At 39.7% G+C, this 20,841-nt stretch carries 17 protein-coding genes and 4 tRNA genes; 8 read left to right on the top strand and 13 right to left on the bottom strand.

Translation table 11 applies throughout. The annotated features are described in order from the left end of the window. Positions 1-186: 186 nt before the first annotated feature. The 6 genes from KZC02_RS25545 to KZC02_RS25520 all read right to left on the bottom strand — a co-directional run bounded on the left by KZC02_RS25545 (position 187) and on the right by KZC02_RS25520 (position 10,021). On the bottom strand, positions 187-1,695 hold the full coding sequence (locus KZC02_RS25545; protein WP_221391252.1) for a glutamate synthase subunit beta: 1,509 nt from the start codon (positions 1,693-1,695) through the stop codon (positions 187-189). A gap of 143 nt (positions 1,696-1,838) precedes the next feature. After that, positions 1,839-6,422 carry a glutamate synthase large subunit gene (gene gltB, locus KZC02_RS25540; protein ID WP_221391251.1) on the bottom strand — a complete coding sequence of 1,528 codons (4,584 nt, stop codon included), beginning with the start codon at positions 6,420-6,422 and terminating at the stop codon, positions 1,839-1,841. 412 nt (positions 6,423-6,834) lie between these two features. Continuing rightward, the gene (locus KZC02_RS25535) at positions 6,835-7,185 is read right to left on the bottom strand and encodes an STAS domain-containing protein (protein ID WP_409014272.1); all 351 of its coding nucleotides are present in this window, start codon (positions 7,183-7,185) and stop codon (positions 6,835-6,837) included. A gap of 156 nt (positions 7,186-7,341) precedes the next feature. Continuing rightward, on the bottom strand, positions 7,342-8,283 hold the full coding sequence (locus KZC02_RS25530) for a phosphoribosylaminoimidazolesuccinocarboxamide synthase (RefSeq protein WP_221391250.1): 942 nt from the start codon (positions 8,281-8,283) through the stop codon (positions 7,342-7,344). Positions 8,284-8,299: 16 nt separating this feature from the next. Beyond that, the gene (locus KZC02_RS25525; RefSeq protein WP_221391249.1) at positions 8,300-9,019 is read right to left on the bottom strand and encodes a hypothetical protein; all 720 of its coding nucleotides are present in this window, start codon (positions 9,017-9,019) and stop codon (positions 8,300-8,302) included. Between the two features lie 39 nt (positions 9,020-9,058). Then, positions 9,059-10,021 (bottom strand): VWA domain-containing protein, encoded by a 963-nt coding sequence (locus KZC02_RS25520; protein ID WP_221391248.1) that lies wholly within the window; start codon positions 10,019-10,021, stop codon positions 9,059-9,061. Positions 10,022-10,150: 129 nt separating this feature from the next. Between KZC02_RS25520 and KZC02_RS25515 the strand changes: the two genes are divergently transcribed. From KZC02_RS25515 to KZC02_RS25500, 4 genes are all read left to right on the top strand, one after another. Continuing rightward, positions 10,151-10,237: transfer RNA gene (locus tag KZC02_RS25515), tRNA-Ser, on the top strand. Positions 10,238-10,311: 74 nt separating this feature from the next. Further along, positions 10,312-10,385, top strand: a tRNA-Pro gene (locus KZC02_RS25510). Between the two features lie 114 nt (positions 10,386-10,499). Further along, positions 10,500-10,573, top strand: a tRNA-Arg gene (locus tag KZC02_RS25505). Between the two features lie 67 nt (positions 10,574-10,640). Beyond that, a tRNA-Pro gene (locus tag KZC02_RS25500) sits at positions 10,641-10,730 on the top strand. Positions 10,731-10,843: 113 nt separating this feature from the next. On the opposite strand, the gene KZC02_RS25495 is transcribed toward KZC02_RS25500, so the two are convergent. Next, entirely contained in the window at positions 10,844-11,182 is a 339-nt protein-coding gene (locus KZC02_RS25495; protein ID WP_221391247.1) for a helix-turn-helix domain-containing protein, read from the bottom strand. Positions 11,183-11,306: 124 nt separating this feature from the next. Between KZC02_RS25495 and KZC02_RS25490 the strand changes: the two genes are divergently transcribed. Both KZC02_RS25490 and KZC02_RS25485 read left to right on the top strand, forming a co-directional pair. After that, entirely contained in the window at positions 11,307-11,714 is a 408-nt protein-coding gene (locus tag KZC02_RS25490) for a DoxX family protein (protein ID WP_221391246.1), read from the top strand. Between the two features lie 335 nt (positions 11,715-12,049). Continuing rightward, complete coding sequence (locus KZC02_RS25485) at positions 12,050-12,871, top strand: alpha/beta fold hydrolase (RefSeq protein ID WP_221391245.1); 822 nt, start codon at positions 12,050-12,052, stop codon at positions 12,869-12,871. 130 nt (positions 12,872-13,001) lie between these two features. Here KZC02_RS25485 and tpx read toward each other — a convergent pair whose 3' ends face one another. From tpx to KZC02_RS25470, 3 genes are all read right to left on the bottom strand, one after another. After that, a complete protein-coding gene (gene tpx, locus KZC02_RS25480; RefSeq protein ID WP_229253793.1) occupies positions 13,002-13,595 on the bottom strand; it encodes a thiol peroxidase in 594 nt (197 codons plus the stop codon). Between the two features lie 327 nt (positions 13,596-13,922). After that, complete coding sequence (locus KZC02_RS25475; protein WP_221391244.1) at positions 13,923-14,405, bottom strand: hypothetical protein; 483 nt, start codon at positions 14,403-14,405, stop codon at positions 13,923-13,925. A 20-nt stretch (positions 14,406-14,425) separates the two neighbouring features. Beyond that, positions 14,426-14,584, bottom strand: coding sequence for a hypothetical protein (locus tag KZC02_RS25470; protein ID WP_221391243.1), 159 nt, complete (start codon positions 14,582-14,584; stop codon positions 14,426-14,428). A gap of 184 nt (positions 14,585-14,768) precedes the next feature. Between KZC02_RS25470 and KZC02_RS25465 the strand changes: the two genes are divergently transcribed. Both KZC02_RS25465 and KZC02_RS25460 read left to right on the top strand, forming a co-directional pair. Further along, positions 14,769-15,656, top strand: coding sequence for an NAD(P)H-binding protein (locus KZC02_RS25465; RefSeq protein WP_221391242.1), 888 nt, complete (start codon positions 14,769-14,771; stop codon positions 15,654-15,656). Between the two features lie 12 nt (positions 15,657-15,668). Next, a complete protein-coding gene (locus tag KZC02_RS25460) occupies positions 15,669-16,583 on the top strand; it encodes an AraC family transcriptional regulator (RefSeq protein WP_221391241.1) in 915 nt (304 codons plus the stop codon). A gap of 45 nt (positions 16,584-16,628) precedes the next feature. Here the strand turns inward: KZC02_RS25460 and KZC02_RS25455 are convergent, their stop codons facing one another. The 3 genes from KZC02_RS25455 to KZC02_RS25445 all read right to left on the bottom strand — a co-directional run bounded on the left by KZC02_RS25455 (position 16,629) and on the right by KZC02_RS25445 (position 20,800). Next, positions 16,629-18,284, bottom strand: a complete 1,656-nt coding sequence (locus KZC02_RS25455; RefSeq protein ID WP_221391240.1) for an ATP-binding protein — start codon at positions 18,282-18,284, stop codon at positions 16,629-16,631. Positions 18,285-18,295: 11 nt separating this feature from the next. After that, complete coding sequence (locus tag KZC02_RS25450) at positions 18,296-19,816, bottom strand: chemotaxis protein CheB (protein ID WP_221391239.1); 1,521 nt, start codon at positions 19,814-19,816, stop codon at positions 18,296-18,298. A gap of 384 nt (positions 19,817-20,200) precedes the next feature. Next, a complete protein-coding gene (locus KZC02_RS25445; protein WP_221391238.1) occupies positions 20,201-20,800 on the bottom strand; it encodes an RNA polymerase sigma factor in 600 nt (199 codons plus the stop codon). Positions 20,801-20,841: the final 41 nt, after the last annotated feature.

The following is a 20,841-nucleotide window of genomic DNA, read 5'->3' as shown; positions in this document are numbered from 1 at the left end:
ATCCTGCAAATTGTACAATTCGTGAAAACAAAAGAAGCGGCCAATTGACCGCTCCCTGAACTTTATACTGATATAAGCCAAATCTGATTTAACAGCACCACTATTATTTAAATTGGTGGATATCTACTATTCAGATTTTTCATTGTTAACTTAAAAACTAAAAACCCGCATTTACTTTTTAAACGATCAGGCGTGAGCAAAAACCGGATTAAAAGCTGATATTGATTTTGCTTCCAAAAATGATTCACCCATCAGGAATTCGTCAACAGAACGTGCAGCTTCACGGCCTTCGCTAATTGCCCATACGACCAAAGACTGTCCGCGGCGGCAATCACCGGCGGCAAACACTTTTTCATTGGTAGTGGATTGGTATCCATTTGCTTTAATATTTCCGCGGTCGTCAAATTCAACTCCAAGGTCATTTAACAAACCTTCCTGCTGCGGATGTAAGAACCCTGCTGCCAGAAGTGCCAGTTCACATGGAATTGTGCGTTCACTTCCCTGTACTTCTTTCATTTGCAAACGCCCGGATTCTGCATCTTTCTGCCAGTCCAGATCTACAATCTTGATTGCTTTCAAATTTCCGTTTTCATCGCCCAAAAATTCCTTGGTATTAATAGACCAATGTCTGTCACAACCTTCTTCATGAGAAGTGGATGTTCGCAACATCATTGGCCAGTTAGGCCATGGCGTACTGGAATCGCGTTCTTTTGGAGGAATTGGCATTAACTCAATTTGTGTTACTGATTTAGCGCCGTGACGTGAAGATGTTCCAACGCAGTCGGAACCAGTATCACCACCACCTATCACCAGCACATTTTTACCAGTTGCCAATAGTTGACCGTTTGTATATGACACACCACGCTGATCCACTTCGGGGTTAATTCCTGCCACACGTTTATTTTGCTGGCTAAGGAACTCCATTGCAAAATGAACGCCTTTAAGATGACGGCCTTCTATTTTCACATCTCTCGGAACAGTAGAACCCATTGTAAGTACAACCGCATCAAAATCATCAAGTAATTCGTTTGCTTTGATATCCACACCTACATTCACACTGGTGCGGAATATAATACCTTCTTCCTGCATAACTTCCAGACGACGGTCAATTACACCTTTATCAAGTTTGAAATCAGGAATTCCGTAACGAAGCAATCCTCCAATCTGATCCGCTCTTTCCAGTAGTGTAACTGTGTGCCCGGCCTGATTAAGCTGGCTTGCTGCCGCCATTCCGGCAGGCCCTGAACCTACGACAGCTACTTTCCTGCCTGTACGGCTTTTCGGAATACGAGGTTTTACCAGGTTTAATTCAAATGCTTTTTCAGCAATTGCCTTTTCAATATATTCAATGGCAACAGGCGGCTTGTTAATACCCAATACACATGCAGCCTCGCACGGAGCTGGACAAATTCTCCCGGTAAATTCAGGGAAATTATTTGTTGAGCTCAGGATTTCGTATGCAAGTCCCCAATTGCTATCATATACCGCATCATTGAATTCGGGGATAATATTTCCAAGCGGACAACCATTATGACAAAAAGGAATTCCGCAGTCCATACAGCGGGCTGCCTGTTGTTTGGAATGAGTATCCGTAGGAGCAGTTTCGATTTCTTTATAATCATGAAGACGTTCTTCAACTGCTCTTTTCTTCGGCAACTCCCTTTCAAACTCTAAAAATCCGGTTGGTTTTCCCATTCTTTTTATTTCCTTATTAAACGTGATTCAATCAGGCTATTTATTATTTTATCAAAAAACCGAATCTAGCAGCCTAAGCTAGTGGTTCTTTCCGGTTTGCAAAGTGACCGGTGGTTCTAAGCTATTAACCTGTCGGCTAATTGCTACAAGTGATCAACATCCACAACAATATCCTGATACACTACATTTTTATCAGCTATTTGTTGCGCCAGTGATATTCCACGGCCTTCCAAAGCATTTTTGAAATCAGCTGGCAATACCCGGATAAATTGTTTCACAGATTCTTCCCAATTCTGAATAAGCTGGAAAGCAACATTGCTGGTTGTATACTGAAAATGTCTGTCAAGATATTCACGCAAAATACCCTGATCTTCTTCATTCAATGGTTCCAGTGCCACCATTTCCATATTTACCTTTTCACGGAAATCACCTGCTTTATCAAGCACATAAGCCACACCGCCCGACATACCGGCAGCGAAATTCCGTCCAGTTTCTCCGAGTATGATAGCTAACCCGCCTGTCATATATTCACAGCCATGATCACCAAGGCCTTCTACAACCACTTTCGCACCCGAATTCCTGACACAAAAACGCTCTCCCGCAGTACCTCGAATATAAGCCTCGCCGGAAGTAGCACCATAAAATGCCACATTACCAACAATAATATTTTCTTCAGGTTTGAATTTGGATTCACGATCCGGGTAGATAATCAGTTCTGCTCCGCAAAGGCCTTTACCAAAATAATCGTTGGCGTCTCCTTCCAGTTCAAGACGAAGCCCTGCTGTATTGAAAGCACCAAAACTCTGACCGGCCGTTCCGCGGAATTTAAAATGAATTGTTCCTTTTGGAAGGCCTGACCCGCCATAAAGCTTGGAAATTTCATTTGAAAGCATTGTTCCGACCGCGCGGTTGAGGTTATTGAGCGGAAATTCTTTATAAATCTCTTCCTGGGTTTCAAGAGCAGATTTCGCTGCTTTTATCAATTCCAGGTCAATTATACTGTCGATACCATGATCTTGTTCTTCCTGTTTAAACTGAGCAACATTCAGGTCACCTTCTTTATACAGAATAGCATCAAAATTCAGGTTTTTATATTTCCAGTGTTTGATATCGTTACGCATTTCCAGGTATTGAGCCTGGCCAACCATTTCATTAACAGTCCGGAAACCTAATTGCGCCATGATTTCCCTTAATTCTTCTGCCATGAAAGTAAACATGTTTACCACATGTTCAGGTTTACCAGAAAACAGGGCACGTAATTCTTTACGTTGTGTAGCAACACCAACCGGACAAGTATTTAAATGACATTTACGCATCATAATACAACCAGCCGCAACCAATGCTGCTGTGGCAACACCCCATTCCTCGGCACCAAGCAAGGCCGCAACCGCAAGGTCCTTACCTGTACGCAATTGTCCGTCCGCCTGAACAGTAACACGTCCACGCAATTTATTTTTTACCAGCGTCTGGTGCGTTTCTGCCAACCCAAGCTCCCAGGGCAATCCTGCATGACGAATAGAACTCAACGGAGAAGCTCCTGTCCCGCCATCATAACCAGAAATCAGGATATGATCTGCATGTGCTTTTGCAACCCCGGAGGCAACCGTACCTACCCCAGCTTCTGATACCAGTTTCACACTTATACGGGCAGTGCGATTTGCATTTTTAAGGTCATAGATCAACTGAGCCAAATCCTCAATTGAATAAATATCGTGGTGAGGCGGTGGCGAAATTAATCCAACACCTGGAGTAGAATGACGTGTACGGCCAATCCAGTCATCCACTTTAAAGCCTGGAAGCTGTCCACCTTCACCCGGCTTTGCGCCTTGTGCCGTTTTTATTTGTAATTCACCAGCATTGCTCAGGTAATGGCTCGTTACACCAAAACGTCCCGAAGCGACCTGTTTGATTTGAGAATTCATCCAGTCGCCATTGGGCAGCTTTTTATATCTCAATTCATCTTCTCCACCTTCGCCGGAATTGGATTTACCACCAATACGGTTCATCGCGATGGCCAGCGTGGTATGAGCTTCCCACGAAATCGAACCGAATGACATGGCTCCGGTAGCAAAGCGTTTAAATATATTTTCAACAGGTTCAACCTCCTCAATTGGAATTGGTGTTCCCTTTTTGAAGCGCATCAAACCACGTAATGTCAGCGCTTTATGGCTTTGATCATCTATCAGTTTTGAGAATTTTTTAAATAATTCATAACTGTTTGTTTTGGTCGACTGCTGTAATAAATGAACAGAAGCCGGGTTAAAAATATGTGCTTCTCCACGCTGTTTCCATTGGTAAAAGCCACCCACTTCCAGCTTAGGATGTGCGTCGGCTGTTTCATGGTAAGCAACTTTATGACGCACGAGAATTTCCCGGGCAATTTCAGAAAGCCCCATCCCGCTGATACGGGAAATGGTTCCTGTAAAATAACGGTCCACTACGTCCTTATTTAAACCAACACATTCAAAAATCTGTGCGCCCTGATATGATTGCAATGTAGAAATCCCCATTTTAGAGAATATCTTCAGCAATTCTTTATTAACCGCCTTTATATAATTGTAATGTAATTTTTCGTCTGTAAATCCTTCATCAATCATGCCCTTCTTATTCATATAAGAAAGAGTTTCGAAAGCCATATAAGGACAAATTCCTGCGGCACCGTAACCAATTAAAGTAGCAAAATGATGGGTTTCCCAAACATCACCGGCTTCAACAAGCAACCCAACCTTACCTCTCAATCCTTCACGGATCAGGTGGTGATGAATCGTTGCTGTAGCCAGCATGGAAGGAATCGGTGCATGGTCCGAATCAATGGCGCGGTCAGACAGAATAATGATTTCAAATCCGTCATCAATGGCATCCGTAGCATAACGGCAAATTCGGTCAAGTGCTCTTTCCAAAGCTTTACCACCTTCATCGGCCCGGAAATAAGTATTAATTGTTTTAGCCTGAAAACCGGCTTTATCTACAAAACGCAGTTTGTCAAATTCATGAACCGTCAGTACCGGGTGCGGTAGTGCAATCTGGCGACAGTGCTTTGGCGTTTCAGTGAGTATATTTTCCGTACCGCCTACAAACGAGATGAGCGACATGATCGCCCGTTCACGAATAGAGTCGATCGGTGGATTCGTTACCTGCGCAAATAATTGTTTGAAGTAGTTGGAAAGATGCTGGCTTTGTTCAGAAAGGACGGCTAATGGCACATCTGTTCCCATAGAACCAATCGCCTCCATACCAGTCTGGCCCATTGGAGCCAGAATCATTCTTAAATCTTCTGAGGTATAACCAAACGCAACCTGACGTTTTAATAATGCATTCTCTTCGTAAGGTCTATAGGTACGTATAGGATGATCCAGGACATCTACATGCAGTTTGTAATCATCAAGCCATTGCTGATAAGGCTGAGCTGAACAAACACTTGCTTTCACCTCTTCATCAGGAATGATCCTGCCTTGCTCCATGTCAACTATAAACATGCGGCCTGGCTGCAAACGGCCTTTCGTTACTACTTTTGCCTGATCTACATCCAGGACACCTGCTTCAGACGCCATAATAATGGTATCATCATCGAGCACCCAGTAACGCGACGGGCGTAAACCATTTCTATCCAAAGTAGCACCTACTATCTTCCCGTCTGTAAAAGATATGGAAGCAGGCCCGTCCCAGGGCTCCATAATAGCGGCATGATATTCATAAAAAGCTTTACGGGCCGGATCCATTTGTTCATTACCATCCCAGGCTTCAGGAATCATCATCATCATTACATGCGGCAATGATCGTCCTGAAAGATGTAAAAGCTCAATGGCATTATCCAGATTGGCTGAGTCGGACTGGTTTCTGTCGCAAATCGGAAGAATCATATCCATTTCCTCTTTGCTGAAAAATTCAGAAGAAAAAGATTTTTCCCCGGCACGGATCCAGTTAACGTTTCCCTTTACAGTATTGATTTCTCCATTGTGAGCAATATACCTGAAAGGCTGCGCCAGTTCCCAGGCTGGAAAAGTATTGGTTGCAAAACGTGAATGCACAACTGCCAAAGCAGAAACCACAGCCTCATTTTCCAGATCAGGGAAATAATATTTTAACTGGGCAGTAGTTAGCTGTCCTTTATAAGAAATAGTACGGCAGGAAAGTGACGAATAATAAAAACACCCTTTCGATCCCTTAACAGTATCATTGATCAGTCTGGCTGAAACCTGGCGGAGAATATAAAGCTTACGCTCAAATCCGATATCATCAGTAACATCGTCCGGGCGTTTGATAAAAACCTGCTCTACATGTGGTTCAACCGATAAAGAACCTTCTCCCAAAGTATTATTGAGCGTGGGTACTTTTCTGTAACCAAGCAGAGGCAAACCGAGCTTTTTAATTTTGCGGTTTAAAATGTTACGGCACTCTTCCCTCATGGTTTCGTCATTTGGAAAGAAAATCATTCCAACACCATATTCACCGGCGGGAGGTAACTGAAAGCCTAATTGTAAACATTCATCAACAAAATATTCATGCGGTATTTGAATCAGGATACCGGCACCATCTCCTGTATTTGGGTCAAAACCTGTAGCACCTCTATGTTCCATACGTTCGAGCATATGAATAGCATCAGCTACAATCTGGTGTGACTTACGACCTTTAATGTTGGCCCGGAAACCGATCCCACATGCATCATGCTCAAATTCCGGACGATAAAGTCCTTGATTTTCTACCATTGGTTCAGACATTTGCGACATATATCGAAGAGTGTAGAGTAATTAACAAATTCGTATATAGAAACTATATAAATAAGCAAACAAAATTATGCGCTAAACCTCTATTGTATTATGAATAGGGTAAAGCCTCGAAAGATAATCATAAAAAATATTTGGTGAAATATGCAAATGGCAAAATTTTCTTTCATAAGCCATTTTTAATATTTAAATTACAAATTATCTGTAAATATTAATAGTTCTGCAATTAATCTAGCAGATTATTTAAAAAATGTAAATGGCGTCTTAAAAACAAATTATATCATTAGCTTGTAAGACTATTTGTTTATTTAAAGATAAATGAATATGCAAATATGTTTTTTCGTTACAGGCACAAAAAAAGATCCCACCGGTTCTGATGGAATCTTGTTAGTAATGTTAAAATTGGCTTGACCGATCAGGGCTCGCTGGATTCGCTTACCCCTTCATAATCTTCTGCGTCATAATCGTCATCTCCTGCCCCGAATTCGTTTTCAAGATTATTCATGAACACTGCATCAATAGCCTCTTCCTTGGTTGGAAGAATATTTATATCCGGAATTTTTAATGCTTCCAGTTCATCAATAAAATCATCGTCCTTAGTTACGATCACAAGTATACCGAGATCGTTCGTACACAACCAGTTTACTTTTTTCAGTACTGTACTTCCCGCTGTGTCAATTGATTTGACGGGTTGCATGTTAACAATCAGGCTGTGGTATCCTTCACGGAAAAGTGCCCGTGCTGTTTCTTCGAAGGAAGCCGGTATATCGTTCGCAAATGCTTCTTCTTCCAGGTCAATATATACGTATTGCTCTTTTTTTCCAGTTTATGGTTCATTGGAGTTTTTGTTTTTAAACCAAATGATTTTTATGGGCCTGGTTAAATTTCTGGTGTAAAATTTAACCAGGATTAATAGTTGTTCTTAAAATTTCTCTGTCGCTCTTAATATTGCCTTTTCTATACGTTGCAACGGATTCTCGGCTTTACTTTTCTGAAATTTATTACCTGTTACTTTTTCGTATAATTCTATGTATCTCTCCGAAATCTGTTGGATCCATTCATCTTCCATTGCGGGGATCGACTGCCCTTCTTTACCCTGAAAACCGTTCTGAATGAGCCATTCTCTTACAAACTCCTTCGATAGTTGTTTCTGAGGCAGATTTAAACGCTGATTTTCCTGATATACATCTTTATAAAAATAACGTGAGGAATCAGGTGTATGTATTTCGTCAATCAGATAAATAACACCTTCCAGGTTGCCAAATTCGTACTTGGTATCAACCAGTATCAATCCCTGATCTGCTGCCATTTCTGTTCCTCTTCCAAATAAAGCAAGTGTATATCTTTCCAAATGCTCATAGTCGTCTTCGCTGATCAATTTCTGTGCCAGGATTTCTTCGCGCGAAATATCTTCATCATGTCCTTCATGTGCTTTGGTTGTCGGGGTAATAATGGGATGCGGAAGCTTATCATTTTCCTTTAATCCATCCGGAAGCGTTACGCCGCAAACGGCCCTTTTTCCCGAGGAATACTCGCGCCACGCGTGGCCGGCAAGATATCCCCTCACCACCATTTCAACAGGATAAGGCTGGCAATTAATACCGATACTTACATTTGGATCCGCCACTTCCTCTAACCAGTTGGGTACAATATCAGCGGTGGCATTTAAAAAATATGCCGCAATTTGATTCAATACCTGGCCTTTAAAAGGAATCGCCCTGGGAAGTATTACATCAAACGCTGAAATGCGGTCGGTAGCTACCATAACGAGATGTTTTTCAAAAGAATAAACGTCTCTTACTTTTCCCTTATAAAAGGATGTTTGATTAGGGAATTGAAAATTGGTTTCAGATATGCTGTTCATTGGTTTTTTATAAAAATTACCATTCTATTCGATCGTTCTCCTTCGGTTTTTTAGCGTATTGTTTTCTTTGGAGCTGGTAAATATATTGCGATTCGTTTGATTTCATTGCATCCAATATTGCCTTGGCCTGATCCTCAGACATATTCATCGCTCTCAGGCTATTTAAAAGCTGCTCTTTTTTCACACTTTCTTCCACTTCCTGATTTTTGGGTGTTTGGCTGGAAGCAGCTGGTGGCTTTTGACTGGATATGATCTGTTTTTCAGATTCTTCTTTATTTATCCTCACTTCCGAAGGTTTCTCAACTCCGGAAAAGTTTCTCTTTAATGTAATGTAATTCAGGCGTGCAATATCATTCCCCGATTCCAGTCTCAATGCAGTTTTCAAGCTTCCCAGCGCCGCACCAGTGTCTTTTTGTATGACCTGAATCATAGCAATCTGACTGTTAGCAGTAGAAGCTATTGACTTATTATCTACCTTTTTTAAAAGCTCGTAATGTTGTAGTGCAAGGCTGTATTTCCCTGCCAGATAATAAGAATGTGCCATATTTAACCTTGCAGCCGGGTCTGAAAAAATGGACCCGTAAGTTATCTGACGGTACAATTTTGCGGCTTCCCGGTATTCCTTCCTGTCGTAAGCCTGTTCCGCTCCCAGTTTCCGCTCATTCGCTTTTGTTATGGAATCAAAATTCCGGTTGTCCCATAGCCAGAGTAAAACATAAAGTATGAGCGCTGTCATAGAATCAGGTTTGTGATTCGCAAATTTAACAATAGAATATCACAGACGAAACGTTCCTATCGTAATTAAAACATCCAGCAGTATTAAAATAAGCGCCGCGCCTAAAAAATAATAATACTTGTTACTTACTACTGTTACAGTGCGGGAGTCAACCAGTGTTCCATCAGCATTGCTCACATCGGTGATCATCTGGCCAACTTCATTTTTAGAATTATTCAGCTCATAATACTTACCCATTGTATTATTTGCCAATGTTTGTAAATAATTCTCATCCAGTTTGCTGATCACAATTTTGTCATTTTCATCCATTAAAGGTTTCCCATTGGAAGGAATACTGATACCATTTTTAGTTCCGACGGCCATTACATAAAAGCCAATGCCAAAGCGGCGAACATTATTGTACAGGCTTCTTCTGCAATCGGCCTGGCTTTCGCCGTCGGTGAACAACACCATAATTTTGGAACGGCCGGTTGGGTCTATAGTATTGATCAATTTTGTGAAACCCAGTTCAGCTGCGGAACAAATGTTCGTACCACTGGTAGGTAACATGTCAGTTTGAAGCGACTGGATAAAAAGTCCCAATGCTTCTCCGTCATAAGTAAGCGGAACATGCAGAAATGCCTCATTGGAAAAAACAATGATGCCAATCCGGTTAGCTCTTTCATTCTCTACAAAGCGATTCATTTCAAATTTCACCTTTTCAAGACGCGATGGATTTACGTCGGCAGCATCCATTGACTTCGAAAGGTCAACGAGTAAAAAAATATCTTTTCCTTTTGTAGCAACGTCCCGGTCAGCCTCTCCAAAAGATGGTCCAAGCAAACTTATGATTAACAAAACAAAAGTTATGGCACGTAAAAATAGCTTGATGATGATTGTCCTTGCTGTTGTTTTAAGCTGCCGGGCAACCCTGATTGTGCGAATAATGTAGCCGGTATAAACGAGTATGAAAAAAAATATGAAAAAAAATTCAGTTGTATCAAACGGGTAATTCCAGTTCATAATGAACGCTTTGTGAGATTTAAAATTTTTCAAAAATAGGCAATTGTAACGTCTGGTAAAGTTTTTTTTCTGAATTGTTTGTTTTTCTGATGAGCGTCCTCGTATATTTGCAACCCAGAACGGAAAGAAGGAGGGATGGGTGAGTGGCTGAAACCAGTAGTTTGCTAAACTGCCGTACTCGCAAGGGTACCGCGGGTTCGAATCCCGCTTCCTCTACACTGTTTCTGAAATCAGTAAATTTGATTTTCAAAAATTGCAAAATTTAGAGTCAAACAACTGTTAAAATACCTCGGGGAGTGGCGCAGCCCGGTAGCGCATCTGGTTTGGGACCAGAGGGTCGCAGGTTCGAATCCTGTCTCCCCGACACTTGAAGCAGGCAGTTGGCAGTCCTCAGTAAGCAGTAAAGATACTGCATCCTGTAAACTGAAAACTGCCTGTTTTTTTTACAAAGTATTAAGTAAAATTAAAAAGAAAATAGGGTCCCGTAGCTCAGCTGGATAGAGCAACTGCCTTCTAAGTAGTAGGTCTTGTGTTCGAATCACAACGGGATCACATTGATAATCAAGCGTTTAAGGTAAAACTTAAACGCTTTTTTTATAGAATGTACAATTAATAAATTCGGGGAGTGGCGCAGCCCGGTAGCGCATCTGGTTTGGGACCAGAGGGTCACAGACGGTCGCCCGCTGGCGTTCGAATGCTGTCCCTCCTACAACACAAAAAAAGGCTTCGAATTCGAAGCCTTTTTTTGTAAATAATTCCGCCTTAGTAAGGGATCGAATCAAAAACTTGTGAAAAACGCAAGTCTTTTACGTAAAACCCAATTCAACTGCCCATAATTTCCTGGCGATGTGCCAACCCCCAATAATGCAGTTCATCCATTACTTTTTCGAGTGATTTTCCGTGTGCTGTAATAGAATACTCAACAGTAGGGGGAAACGTATCATATACCTGCCTTTTTATTAATCTATTGGCTTCAAGATTTTTCAATTCCCTGGAAAGTGTTTTATCTGTAATCCCTCCTACTTCTTTCGATATCTGTTTGAATCGTCTTGGACCAACGGACAATGAAAACAGAATTAACAGTTTCCATCTGCCTTCCAGCGCTTCAAGTGCATCTTTAATGGAAAGAGCAGTTTTTGGACATCCGCCTGTACTTAACATTATTCGTTTTTAGTTTTAATTTTCCTGATACTATCAAAATGGATAGCGCTATCCAAAGTGGAAGTGCTTTCCAGGGGAAAGCAAATGTAAGTACGTTTGTGCTATAACTAAAATATAATACATTATGGCAATTCAACAAAAATCCTCAAAAATAGTACACATTTCACTTTGGGCAGCACAGGTAATATTAGCGGTTTTTTTAATATCAGGAGCAATTATGAAATTCCTGCCTATTGAAAAGATTTCTGTAATGATGCCATGGACTGGAGAAATACCGAAGGTAGGTGTAAGGTTTCTTGGAGTTATAGATTTACTTGGTGCTATCGGCTTAATTCTCCCGTCATTACTCCGGATCAAACCACAAGTCACTCCATGGGCAGCTGTATGCATTATTTTACTGATGTTCTGCGCTATTGTTTTTCATATTTCAAGAGGAGAAACAGCAGTGATTGGAGTAAATATATTCTGCATTGTTATTGCTGGGTTTATAACCTGGGGGAGATTTTGGAAAGCAATGATCATTGCAAAATAGGAAGAGATAAGTATTGCAAAAAGCACTGTATATTTTCGGTTGACCTTCGCAGGTTCTAATTTGAAACATGCGTTTGCTAACCAAACTAATAGTCAGTTTTAATCACATAAAACCGTTTAATAACTATCTAATAATGAAATTTTGAGATGATCGAACGAATTACTTTTTTTACATTTGAACAATGGCCCAGGTCTCTCCGTACCTTATCAAACTCCATCCCCAGCTTTTCCCGTTAAATTAAGAAAACATTAAATGGATCCTGTTTAAGCCACTTTTTCATTAAAAAAAAGTAACTTCCCAAAAACTCTATTCTTAACTTTCAAAACCTCAATATCATGCCTAAAATAACTGTAAAAGACGGTACTGAAATTTATTACAAAGATTGGGGAACAGGACAACCACTTGTTTTTCATCACGGCTGGCCATTATCCGGCGACGATTGGGACGGACAAATGATGTTTTTCCTAAGCCAGGGATACAGGGTTATTGCCCACGATCGCCGGGGACATGGCAGATCATCTCAGGTTGATGGAGGCCATGATATGGATACTTATGCTTCAGATGTTGCTGAGCTTACTCAGGCACTTGATTTGAAAGATGCCATTCATATCGGTCACTCGACTGGTGGTGGTGAAGCGATACATTATGCCGCTAAATTTGGGCAAGGGCGTGTTGCAAAAGTGGTATTGATCAGTGCGGTTACACCACTTATGGTACAAACTGAAAACAATCCCGAAGGTGTTCCTTTATCCATATTTGATGAAATACGTGTAGGTACGGCGACAAAACGGGCGCAGTATTTTCAGGATTTTACAATTCCGTTTTATGGATATAATCGTGAAGGGGCTACAATATCACAGGGAATCAGGGATAATTGGTGGCGCCAGGGAATGATGGGCAGCGTAAAAGCGCATCATGATGGCATCAAAGCCTTTTCAGAAACCGACTTTACAGAAGACCTTAAAAGTGTGGATTTTCCTGTACTTGTTTTACATGGCGAAGATGACCAGATTGTTCCGTTTCCCATTTCCGGAGCAAAGGCAATCAAACTTTTGAAAAATGGAAAACTTATTTCTTACCCGGGCTTTCCTCATGGAATGCCAGCCACTGAAGCTGAAACCATCAATAATGATCTTTTAGCCTTTATAAAATCCTAATAAGCAGATATTACAATGCTTATTAAAGTTAAAGCTATATTAATTAAGTAGCTATCGGTAATCGGCTTTCGGATTATTCCAGGAAATAATTTTGAGCCGATTGCCGATAGCTGACTGCTGTTAGCTAAAGTTACTTAATTGCAGCTATGGCAGCTGTGTAATCAGGCTCCTGGCCAATTTCCGGCACTTGCTGTTCATAAACGATCTTACCTTCCGGATTGACCACAATTACCGCACGGCTAAGTAAACCTTTCATGGGTCCGTCTGCAATTTGAACACCATACGTGTTTCCAAAATCAGTTCTGAAATCGGAAAGCATCACAACTTTGTCAATTCCTTCTGCACCGCAAAAAGCTTTTTGTGCAAAGGGCAGGTCTTTGGAAATACAAAGTACCGCTGTATTATTTAAGCCGGCAGCATCCTGATTAAATTTTCTTACTGATTTGGAACATACTCCGGTATTTACACTGGGAAAAATATTCATGATAACGTATTTTCCTTTAAAGTCCGCTAATGTTTTGTCTTTAAGGTCTACGCCGATTAAAGTGAAATCTTTTACCTGTGTTCCCACAGCCGGCAACTTCCCTACTGTATGAATTGCATTACCTGCTAGCGTGATGGTTGTACCAGCCGTTTGTGCAAAACTACCGCTCGCAAAGAACATCGCAATAAGCCCGATATAGAGAATTTTAGCCGCTGTTGCAGATTTTTTTAAGTTAATCATGTAGCTGATTTTATGTTAAAGTTGAATTCCTGAATGTACTAAGAAAACTATTATTTTGGCTGCGATATTGAAATCTTATCAAAAGGGCACTAATTATGAAGTTTTAATTTCTTCAGCATAATCAATTAAATACTGTTCATTTTAAGTTAAAATTTTGCCATATAAAATTGCAGGAAAACTAAGGAAGAATCAGGGGTTTCTGGCACAAAGTAATATCAGGGCCAATCAACTTCCTCCCTGGGAATGAAAAACCCTTTGATGCAATTAGGATTTCGAATACAAATTTGGATATGGTTCTTTTCATGAAAGCCAGCTCCCGGGTATAGTTCAGTCCCTTCTGACAAAAACACCTCTTACAGAATCAAAAGGAATAAAATTATTGGCTTTTTGGGTATGGTGCAGATTTTCAATAACAGCGCAGTCCAAATTTCTTAAAACTAAATCTTTTGATCCTTTTCCAGATCTGTTTATGGGAAGTTCCAGATCAAATTTTGAAGCAGTTAAGGCTAGACTCTGATAAGAATATTGAACAAGTCGCAAATAATCCATTTCTAAAAGATCTAAACAATTTTGCAGATCAATAATGGCACCAAGTACAGCAGGTTTAGCAATTTTTGTCTTTCCGGGAGGATTATGTGCAAAGTCCAAAGCTCGTTCATAATTATTTTCCCCAAAATAATATCCCTTGCCGAGCCAGTCATAATCATTTTTGCTGGAAAGCATATTCTTTCTACCCAATACAATATCGTCCCGAACACTTTCATCACAACCATGAAATCCTATAAGTAAGCCTGGCTTTGAAGAATACATGAAAACCGAATACTTAGAATTTAGTTTTTTAAAATCACTTGATTTGTACCCTTAGGGACAAGGATTTCAAAGACTCCAAGATCCGTTAAAAACTTTTTGGCAGCTGTTTTCGAGCTAACAACTTCTTTTCGCTGCTTACGTAAAGCGATTTCGAATGCTTTTATCTCTTTTCTGCTCATCCTATATCATTTAAAACTTTTGAACCAAAGATAAAAAATAAACATGTAATTGATGAGGATTTTACATTGGTTTTAATTGCGGACTTCAACTATCTTCATTTTTTCGGCTACAACAACCATAGATTTGGCTACTTCTGTCAGACTCATACAGTGCAACTTTGCAATGTCAAATAACAGAAACAAAATGAAAGTTGTAGTAACAGGTTCTTTAGGAAATATAAGTAAGCCGCTGGTGGAAAGACTGATAGAAAAAGGGCATACAGTTACCGTTATCAGCACCAATCCGGAGAAACAAACAGATATCGAAGCTTTGGGTGCTATGGCAGCAATCGGCTCAGTGGAAGACACTGGGTTTTTAACAGCTGCATTTAAGGATAGCGATGCCATTTACACTATGATACCACCAAATTTTTCGGCACCGGATCAGGTAGAACGATATAAAATAATTGGAAACTGTTATGCAGAATCTATTCAGCATTCGGGAGTAAAACGAGTGGTTAATCTTAGCAGCTGGGGCGCTGACCTTAAAAAAGGAACAGGTGTCATTGTAGGCTCCTATCATGTGGAACAGATTTTAAATACATTGTCCGAAGTTACAGTCATACATCTTCGCCCAACTTTTTTTTACTACAATCTGTACCATTTTATAAACATGATAAAAGTTACAGGATGTATTGGTACCAATTATGGAGGTGAAGACAAAGTGACAATTGTTTCACCTAATGACATTGCAGACGCGGCTTTTGAAGAAATAATTTCACCAGCCACTGATATTAAAATCAGGTATGTTGCCAGTGACGAGCATACCTGCAACGAAATAGCGCATATTCTGGGAGTTGCCATTGGAAAACCCGATTTAAAATGGCTAACTTTTAGTGATGAACAAGTGCAGGCAACGATGGAAAACAGTGGAATACCGCCTAACCTGGCTACGAAACTGGTAGAGTTGAACGCCAGCATTCACAATGGTGGTTTACGGCGGGATTACGATTTGCACAAGCCAGCAGTATTGGGGAAGGTAAAGCTGGAAGATTTTGCCAAGGATTTTGCAAAAGCATTTAACCAGAAGTAATTACAGTTAAATATGACAAACATGGAACCTCTCAGGATTAAAACAATTGCTGAATGGCATCAGTTGAGATATTTGCCCAAACCTGAACATCCGTTAGTCAGTGTGATCAATTTTGAAAACGTGACCCGGCTTCGCCAGGAGGAACCTAAAAGTATCATCAATGATTTTTACACGATTGCACTTAAGAGAAGCTTTAAGGCAAAGATGAGATATGGTCAGCAGGAATATGACTTTGATGAAGGAGTAATGTTTTTTATTTCGCCGGGCCAGGTTTTTTCTATTGAAGCAAGTAAGGAGATTATGCACAAAGGATGGTCTTTACTTGTTCACCCCGACTTTCTCTGGAACACACCGCTGGCACAAAAAATCAAACAATACGAATATTTCAGTTATGCAGTTCACGAGGCATTGCATCTTTCAGAAAAAGAGGAAACAATGATTGCAGGAATTATGCAAAACATTGAATATGAATACCATTCCAATATTGACAAGTTTAGTCAGGATGTAATTATAGCCCAATTGGAATTGCTTTTAACTTATTCGGAGCGGTTTTATCAGCGCCAGTTCATTACCCGGAAAATCACGAATCACCAGGTTCTTGCCCGGCTGGAAGTTATTCTTTCGGCCTATTTTGATAATGACATTCTGGTACAAAATGGATTGCCAACCGTTCAGTATGTTGCAGATGCATTAAATGTATCACCAAATTATCTGAGCGGATTACTTAAATTACTGACAGGACAAAGCACTCAGCATCATATACATGACAAACTGATTGATAAAGCAAAGGAGAAGTTATCTGTTACCAGTTTATCTGTCAGTGAAATTGCGTACGGACTTGGATTTGAGCATCCGCAGTCATTCAGTAAGTTGTTCAAAACAAAAACTAACCTTTCGCCCTTGGAATTCCGGCAATCGTTCAACTGATAAATAGCAGGTAATATATAAAAGGATGCTTTCAAAACCGCCAGGTTACGAAGCATCCTGTACTGTTGGAAAGCATAAAATAAATTTGCTTCCTTTTCCCGGCGTACTTTCTACAATTATGTCCCCACCTGCCGAATCAACTATTTTTTTTGCAAGATATAAACCGATTCCCTGGCCATCAATATCCATTTTAAGTCTGCCATATTTTTTAAAAATTTGCTCGCTATCTTTTTCCGCAATTCCAATTCCGTTATCCTCAACCGTAAGGATAGTATTATTATTTACCTTTTTAGTTTTAATATAGATCACTGGCGGTTTATCACTTTTAAATTTAATAGCATTCGAGATCAGGTTAAACACTATACTTCTCAGGTTTTTTTTCGAAAAATAGATTTCCTTAATTTCCAGATCCCTGTGTATCACAGCTTTCGACGAGGCGATTTTATCATTCAGGCTCCATTCTATATTATTAATCGTTTCATTGAGATCAACCATCTCCATAATTATAGTATTGCTTTCGAGCTTGGCAATGGTGGCAATGTCAATGATCAGGGATCTGAATTTTTTAATAGATGAATCAATAATATCCAGAAACACTTTCAGCTCCGGATCATTCACTCCTATTTCATTCATTGCTGATATGCTGCCTTCTATACTTCCCAGTGGTGATAAAAGATCGTGTGAAGCAGTATGAACGAAGTTGTCCAGATCAGCATTGATCCGCATCAGGCTTTTGTTCTTTTCATCGAGCTGTTTTTGTGTGTCTTTCAATTCTGTAATGTCGGCGAAAGTAACAATTGCACCATTTCTTATATTCCCGGCTTGTTTGATATATGGCATCGTCATGACCTGATACCATTTGTTATCATTTGTTTCAATCTCTTTTGTAATAACACTTCCATCTTTGATTACTTTATTAATATCCTCAGTAATGGCCTGAAACTTGAAATTAGTCAGGATTTTATTGATTGGCCGCCCCAGATCACTATCCTGTAAGTTGATCAGCTTTAATGTACCCGGTGAAAATTTCATTAACTCCAGTTGCTGGTTCACAAACAACTGGCCATTAATATTACTCTTGAAATAATTATTGAGATCGTCATTTAATTCGAGCAGTTCCTTATTTTTAAAAAGGTATTCAGAATTTATTGTGTGTAATTCTTCATTTACTGACTCCATCTCTTCATTCGTGCTCTGCATTTCTTCATTGGCCGATAAAAGCTCTTCGCTGAAAGACTGCATATTCTCACTGGTGGCATATAACTTTTCGTTAGAATCCCGCAGCGTATCTTTCAGTTCCTGCAATTCTTCTTCCAGGCTTTGTGTATACTGGTCCAGATACATCTTGTTATCAAACATAATATTCTCTTTCGATACCGGGCTTCCTTGTTTGTTTTCACTAAAAACTACCAGAAGCATTTTTTGATCTTTACCGCTGTTAGCCAAAGGGCTTACAGATAAATTCACCTGAATTGCAGCCTTGCCTTTCTCTATTTCTATACCGCTTACGGATGCTTTTTTGTTGGTCTTTATCACCTTGTTTCTCAGCGTTTTGAAAGCAACTGCAAGTCGATCTTCCAAAAGATCCGTCAGGTTGAGTGTAAAATTCCTTTGGAAAAGGTATTTTGTTGTATCGCCATATGACTTTACAACCAGGTTATTTTCATCAATACAAATGATCAGAAAATCCAGGTTGTTCACCAGCGTTTTATTTACTTCCTCTGTAAGATAATTGGCGCTACGAAATGCGTCTTTTTGTGGAAAAGAAAAAGATTTTGCTTTTTTTCGAAAAAATCGGGTATGGAAAATGCATCAAACCCACTCTTCCGTTTCGTTACCTGATTATTAAATATCTTCCACTTCTTATTGACCACTTCCACGCTGTCAAGAATCTGCAATGGATTTTCGCTGGAACCGAGAAATAAATAACCATTCAGTTTAAGGCCAAACAACAGCATGGAAAATATTTTCTTTTGCAATGCCGGCGTCATGTAAATGAGGAGGTTACGGCAACTGATGAGCTGCATGTTGCAATACGGAGGGTTTTTGACCAGATCGTGTTTCGCAAAAATGACCATCTTGCGAATTTCAGGAATGACTTTGTATTTATCCCCTTCTTTTAAAAAGAACTTTGTCTGCCGTTCCGGTGATAGGTTTTTAAGACTGCTACTATTGTAAATCCCCTTTCCTGCACGCGTTAATGCTGCACTGTCAATATCGGTTGCAAATATTTTTATTACCAGTTCATCGGTTTTCCCTCCTAATTGCTCATGAACCAGCATTGCGAGTGAATAGGCCTCTTCGCCAGTAGCACAGCCCGCAACCCAAAACCTTATTTCGTCTTCTGGTTTTAGATTCCTGATAATTGCCGGCAACACTGTATTACCAATTATTTCAAATGCTTCCGGGTCCCTGAAAAAAGCTGTAACATTAATCAGGAAATCATTCGCAAGGGTTTCTACCTCTTTTTGATCCGTTTTCAGGTAGGCAAGGTATTCTTTCACCTTTGTAAAATTGTGAATGGCAGCCCTTCGTTTGATCCTTCGTAAAATGGTGCTTTGTTTGTAATCAGAAAAATCGAGCGGAAGCTGATCATTGATCAGGGCCAGAATAGCATCTACGTTCTGATTGTCTTTTATTTTATCTGCCTGTTTATCTGCTTCCTGTTTTACATAATCCTCAATGGTTGAAGGCATAAGTTCGGGCTCCAGCACAAAATCAACTGAACCAGTGGCGATTGCATTAGAAGGCATACTGGCAAATTCAGTGGTGTCAGGATTACGTGCGATGACCATTCCGCCGGCGTTTTTAATTGCCTGAATTCCTTCGGTTCCATCAGCACCCAATCCGGACAGAATGACACCAATGGCTTTGGAGCCTGTATCAGCAGCAAGGGAATTGAAAAAAGTATTTATCGTCAGGTGAGGCCCCCGGAATTTATTTTTATTGACCAAAATTAAATTCCGGTTACGTATGGTCATAAATTTGTCGTTTGGAATAAGATACACCTGGTTACTTTTAACAGGCATCCCATCTTCGGCTTCCTTAACTTCAAGTTTGCTGTGTTTGGAAAGTAATTCTACCATCCGGCTTTTAAAATCTCCTGATAAATGCTGTACAATGACATAAGAAACACCATCAAGCTGGGTATGGTCAAAAAAAGCATTTATTTCTTCCATTCCGCCTGCGGAAGCACCTATCGCAATTATGTGGTGGGGTTCTTCAATAATCATAATACTATATAGTATAATTAATTACTGGACTTTAAGTAGTTCTAATAGAATTAAAAATACACTTCGAATATACGTCAAATTCTAAAATCTGTAAATCTTATTCTACTAATTTATTTTTGGTATCTCAATATTATTTTTAATACAGAAAAAATTAAATCATTAAATCATTAAATCATTAAATCATTAAATCATTAAATCATTAAATCATTAAATACTTAAATACTTAATAAATTGATAATAAGACAATTATAATTTTATAATTGACACTTTTGATATCTAGCACCCCAATTCCGAGCCTCTGACCGGAATTTTTACGCTTCATATGCAGACACAAGTACTCCATTTTGAGCACCCGAATTCCATAATGCCGATCATGCCGGCAAATTAAAACAACATAGAAATAATCATAGAAAGTGTAAATTCTTCTTTCCAATGTGTGCGAAGAAATGTGAGTGCACGTTGTAACAAATTGGAGACGGATTGATACTGAACTTTCAGTAATTCAGCAATTTCCTGATTGCTGAGATTTTGGTAAAATTTCAGGTATAATACTTCTTTCTGGCGGGCTGGCAACATATTCATCATGAAATTCAGCTGATCCAGCCTGTGCTGTTCAGTTTCGGATTCAACCCACTGATCCTGAATAGAAAAAGTGATCATAAACGAATATTCATCTTCCTCGGGATCACCAAGAGATGTGTGCGGAAAGGATTTAAAAGAATGGAAAATTTTTCTTCTTAATGATACGAGAAGGTAACTATGAATAGAAGTTATTTTTGATAAACCTTTGCGATACAGCCACAACTCAGTAAAAAGATCCTGGACCGAATCTTTAATTAATTCCTGATCAGAAGAAAACTTTCTTCCATAACTTAGCAAAAACCTGGAATAACGTTTAATCAAAATCGTAAACGCCTCTGAATCATCTTCTTGCAATGATCTCCACAGTTGTTCATCTGAAAGATCCGTTAACTGAATAGACATACCAATAAGAAAAAAGATTTACCATTGTGAAGATCAGATTA

The sequence above is a fragment of the Dyadobacter sp. NIV53 genome (assembly GCF_019711195.1).
In the GTDB taxonomy this organism is placed as follows: Bacteria; Bacteroidota; Bacteroidia; order Cytophagales; family Spirosomataceae; genus Dyadobacter.
The sequence above is the reverse complement of the archived record's forward strand: the minus strand, read 5'-3'. Positions and strand labels throughout refer to the sequence as shown.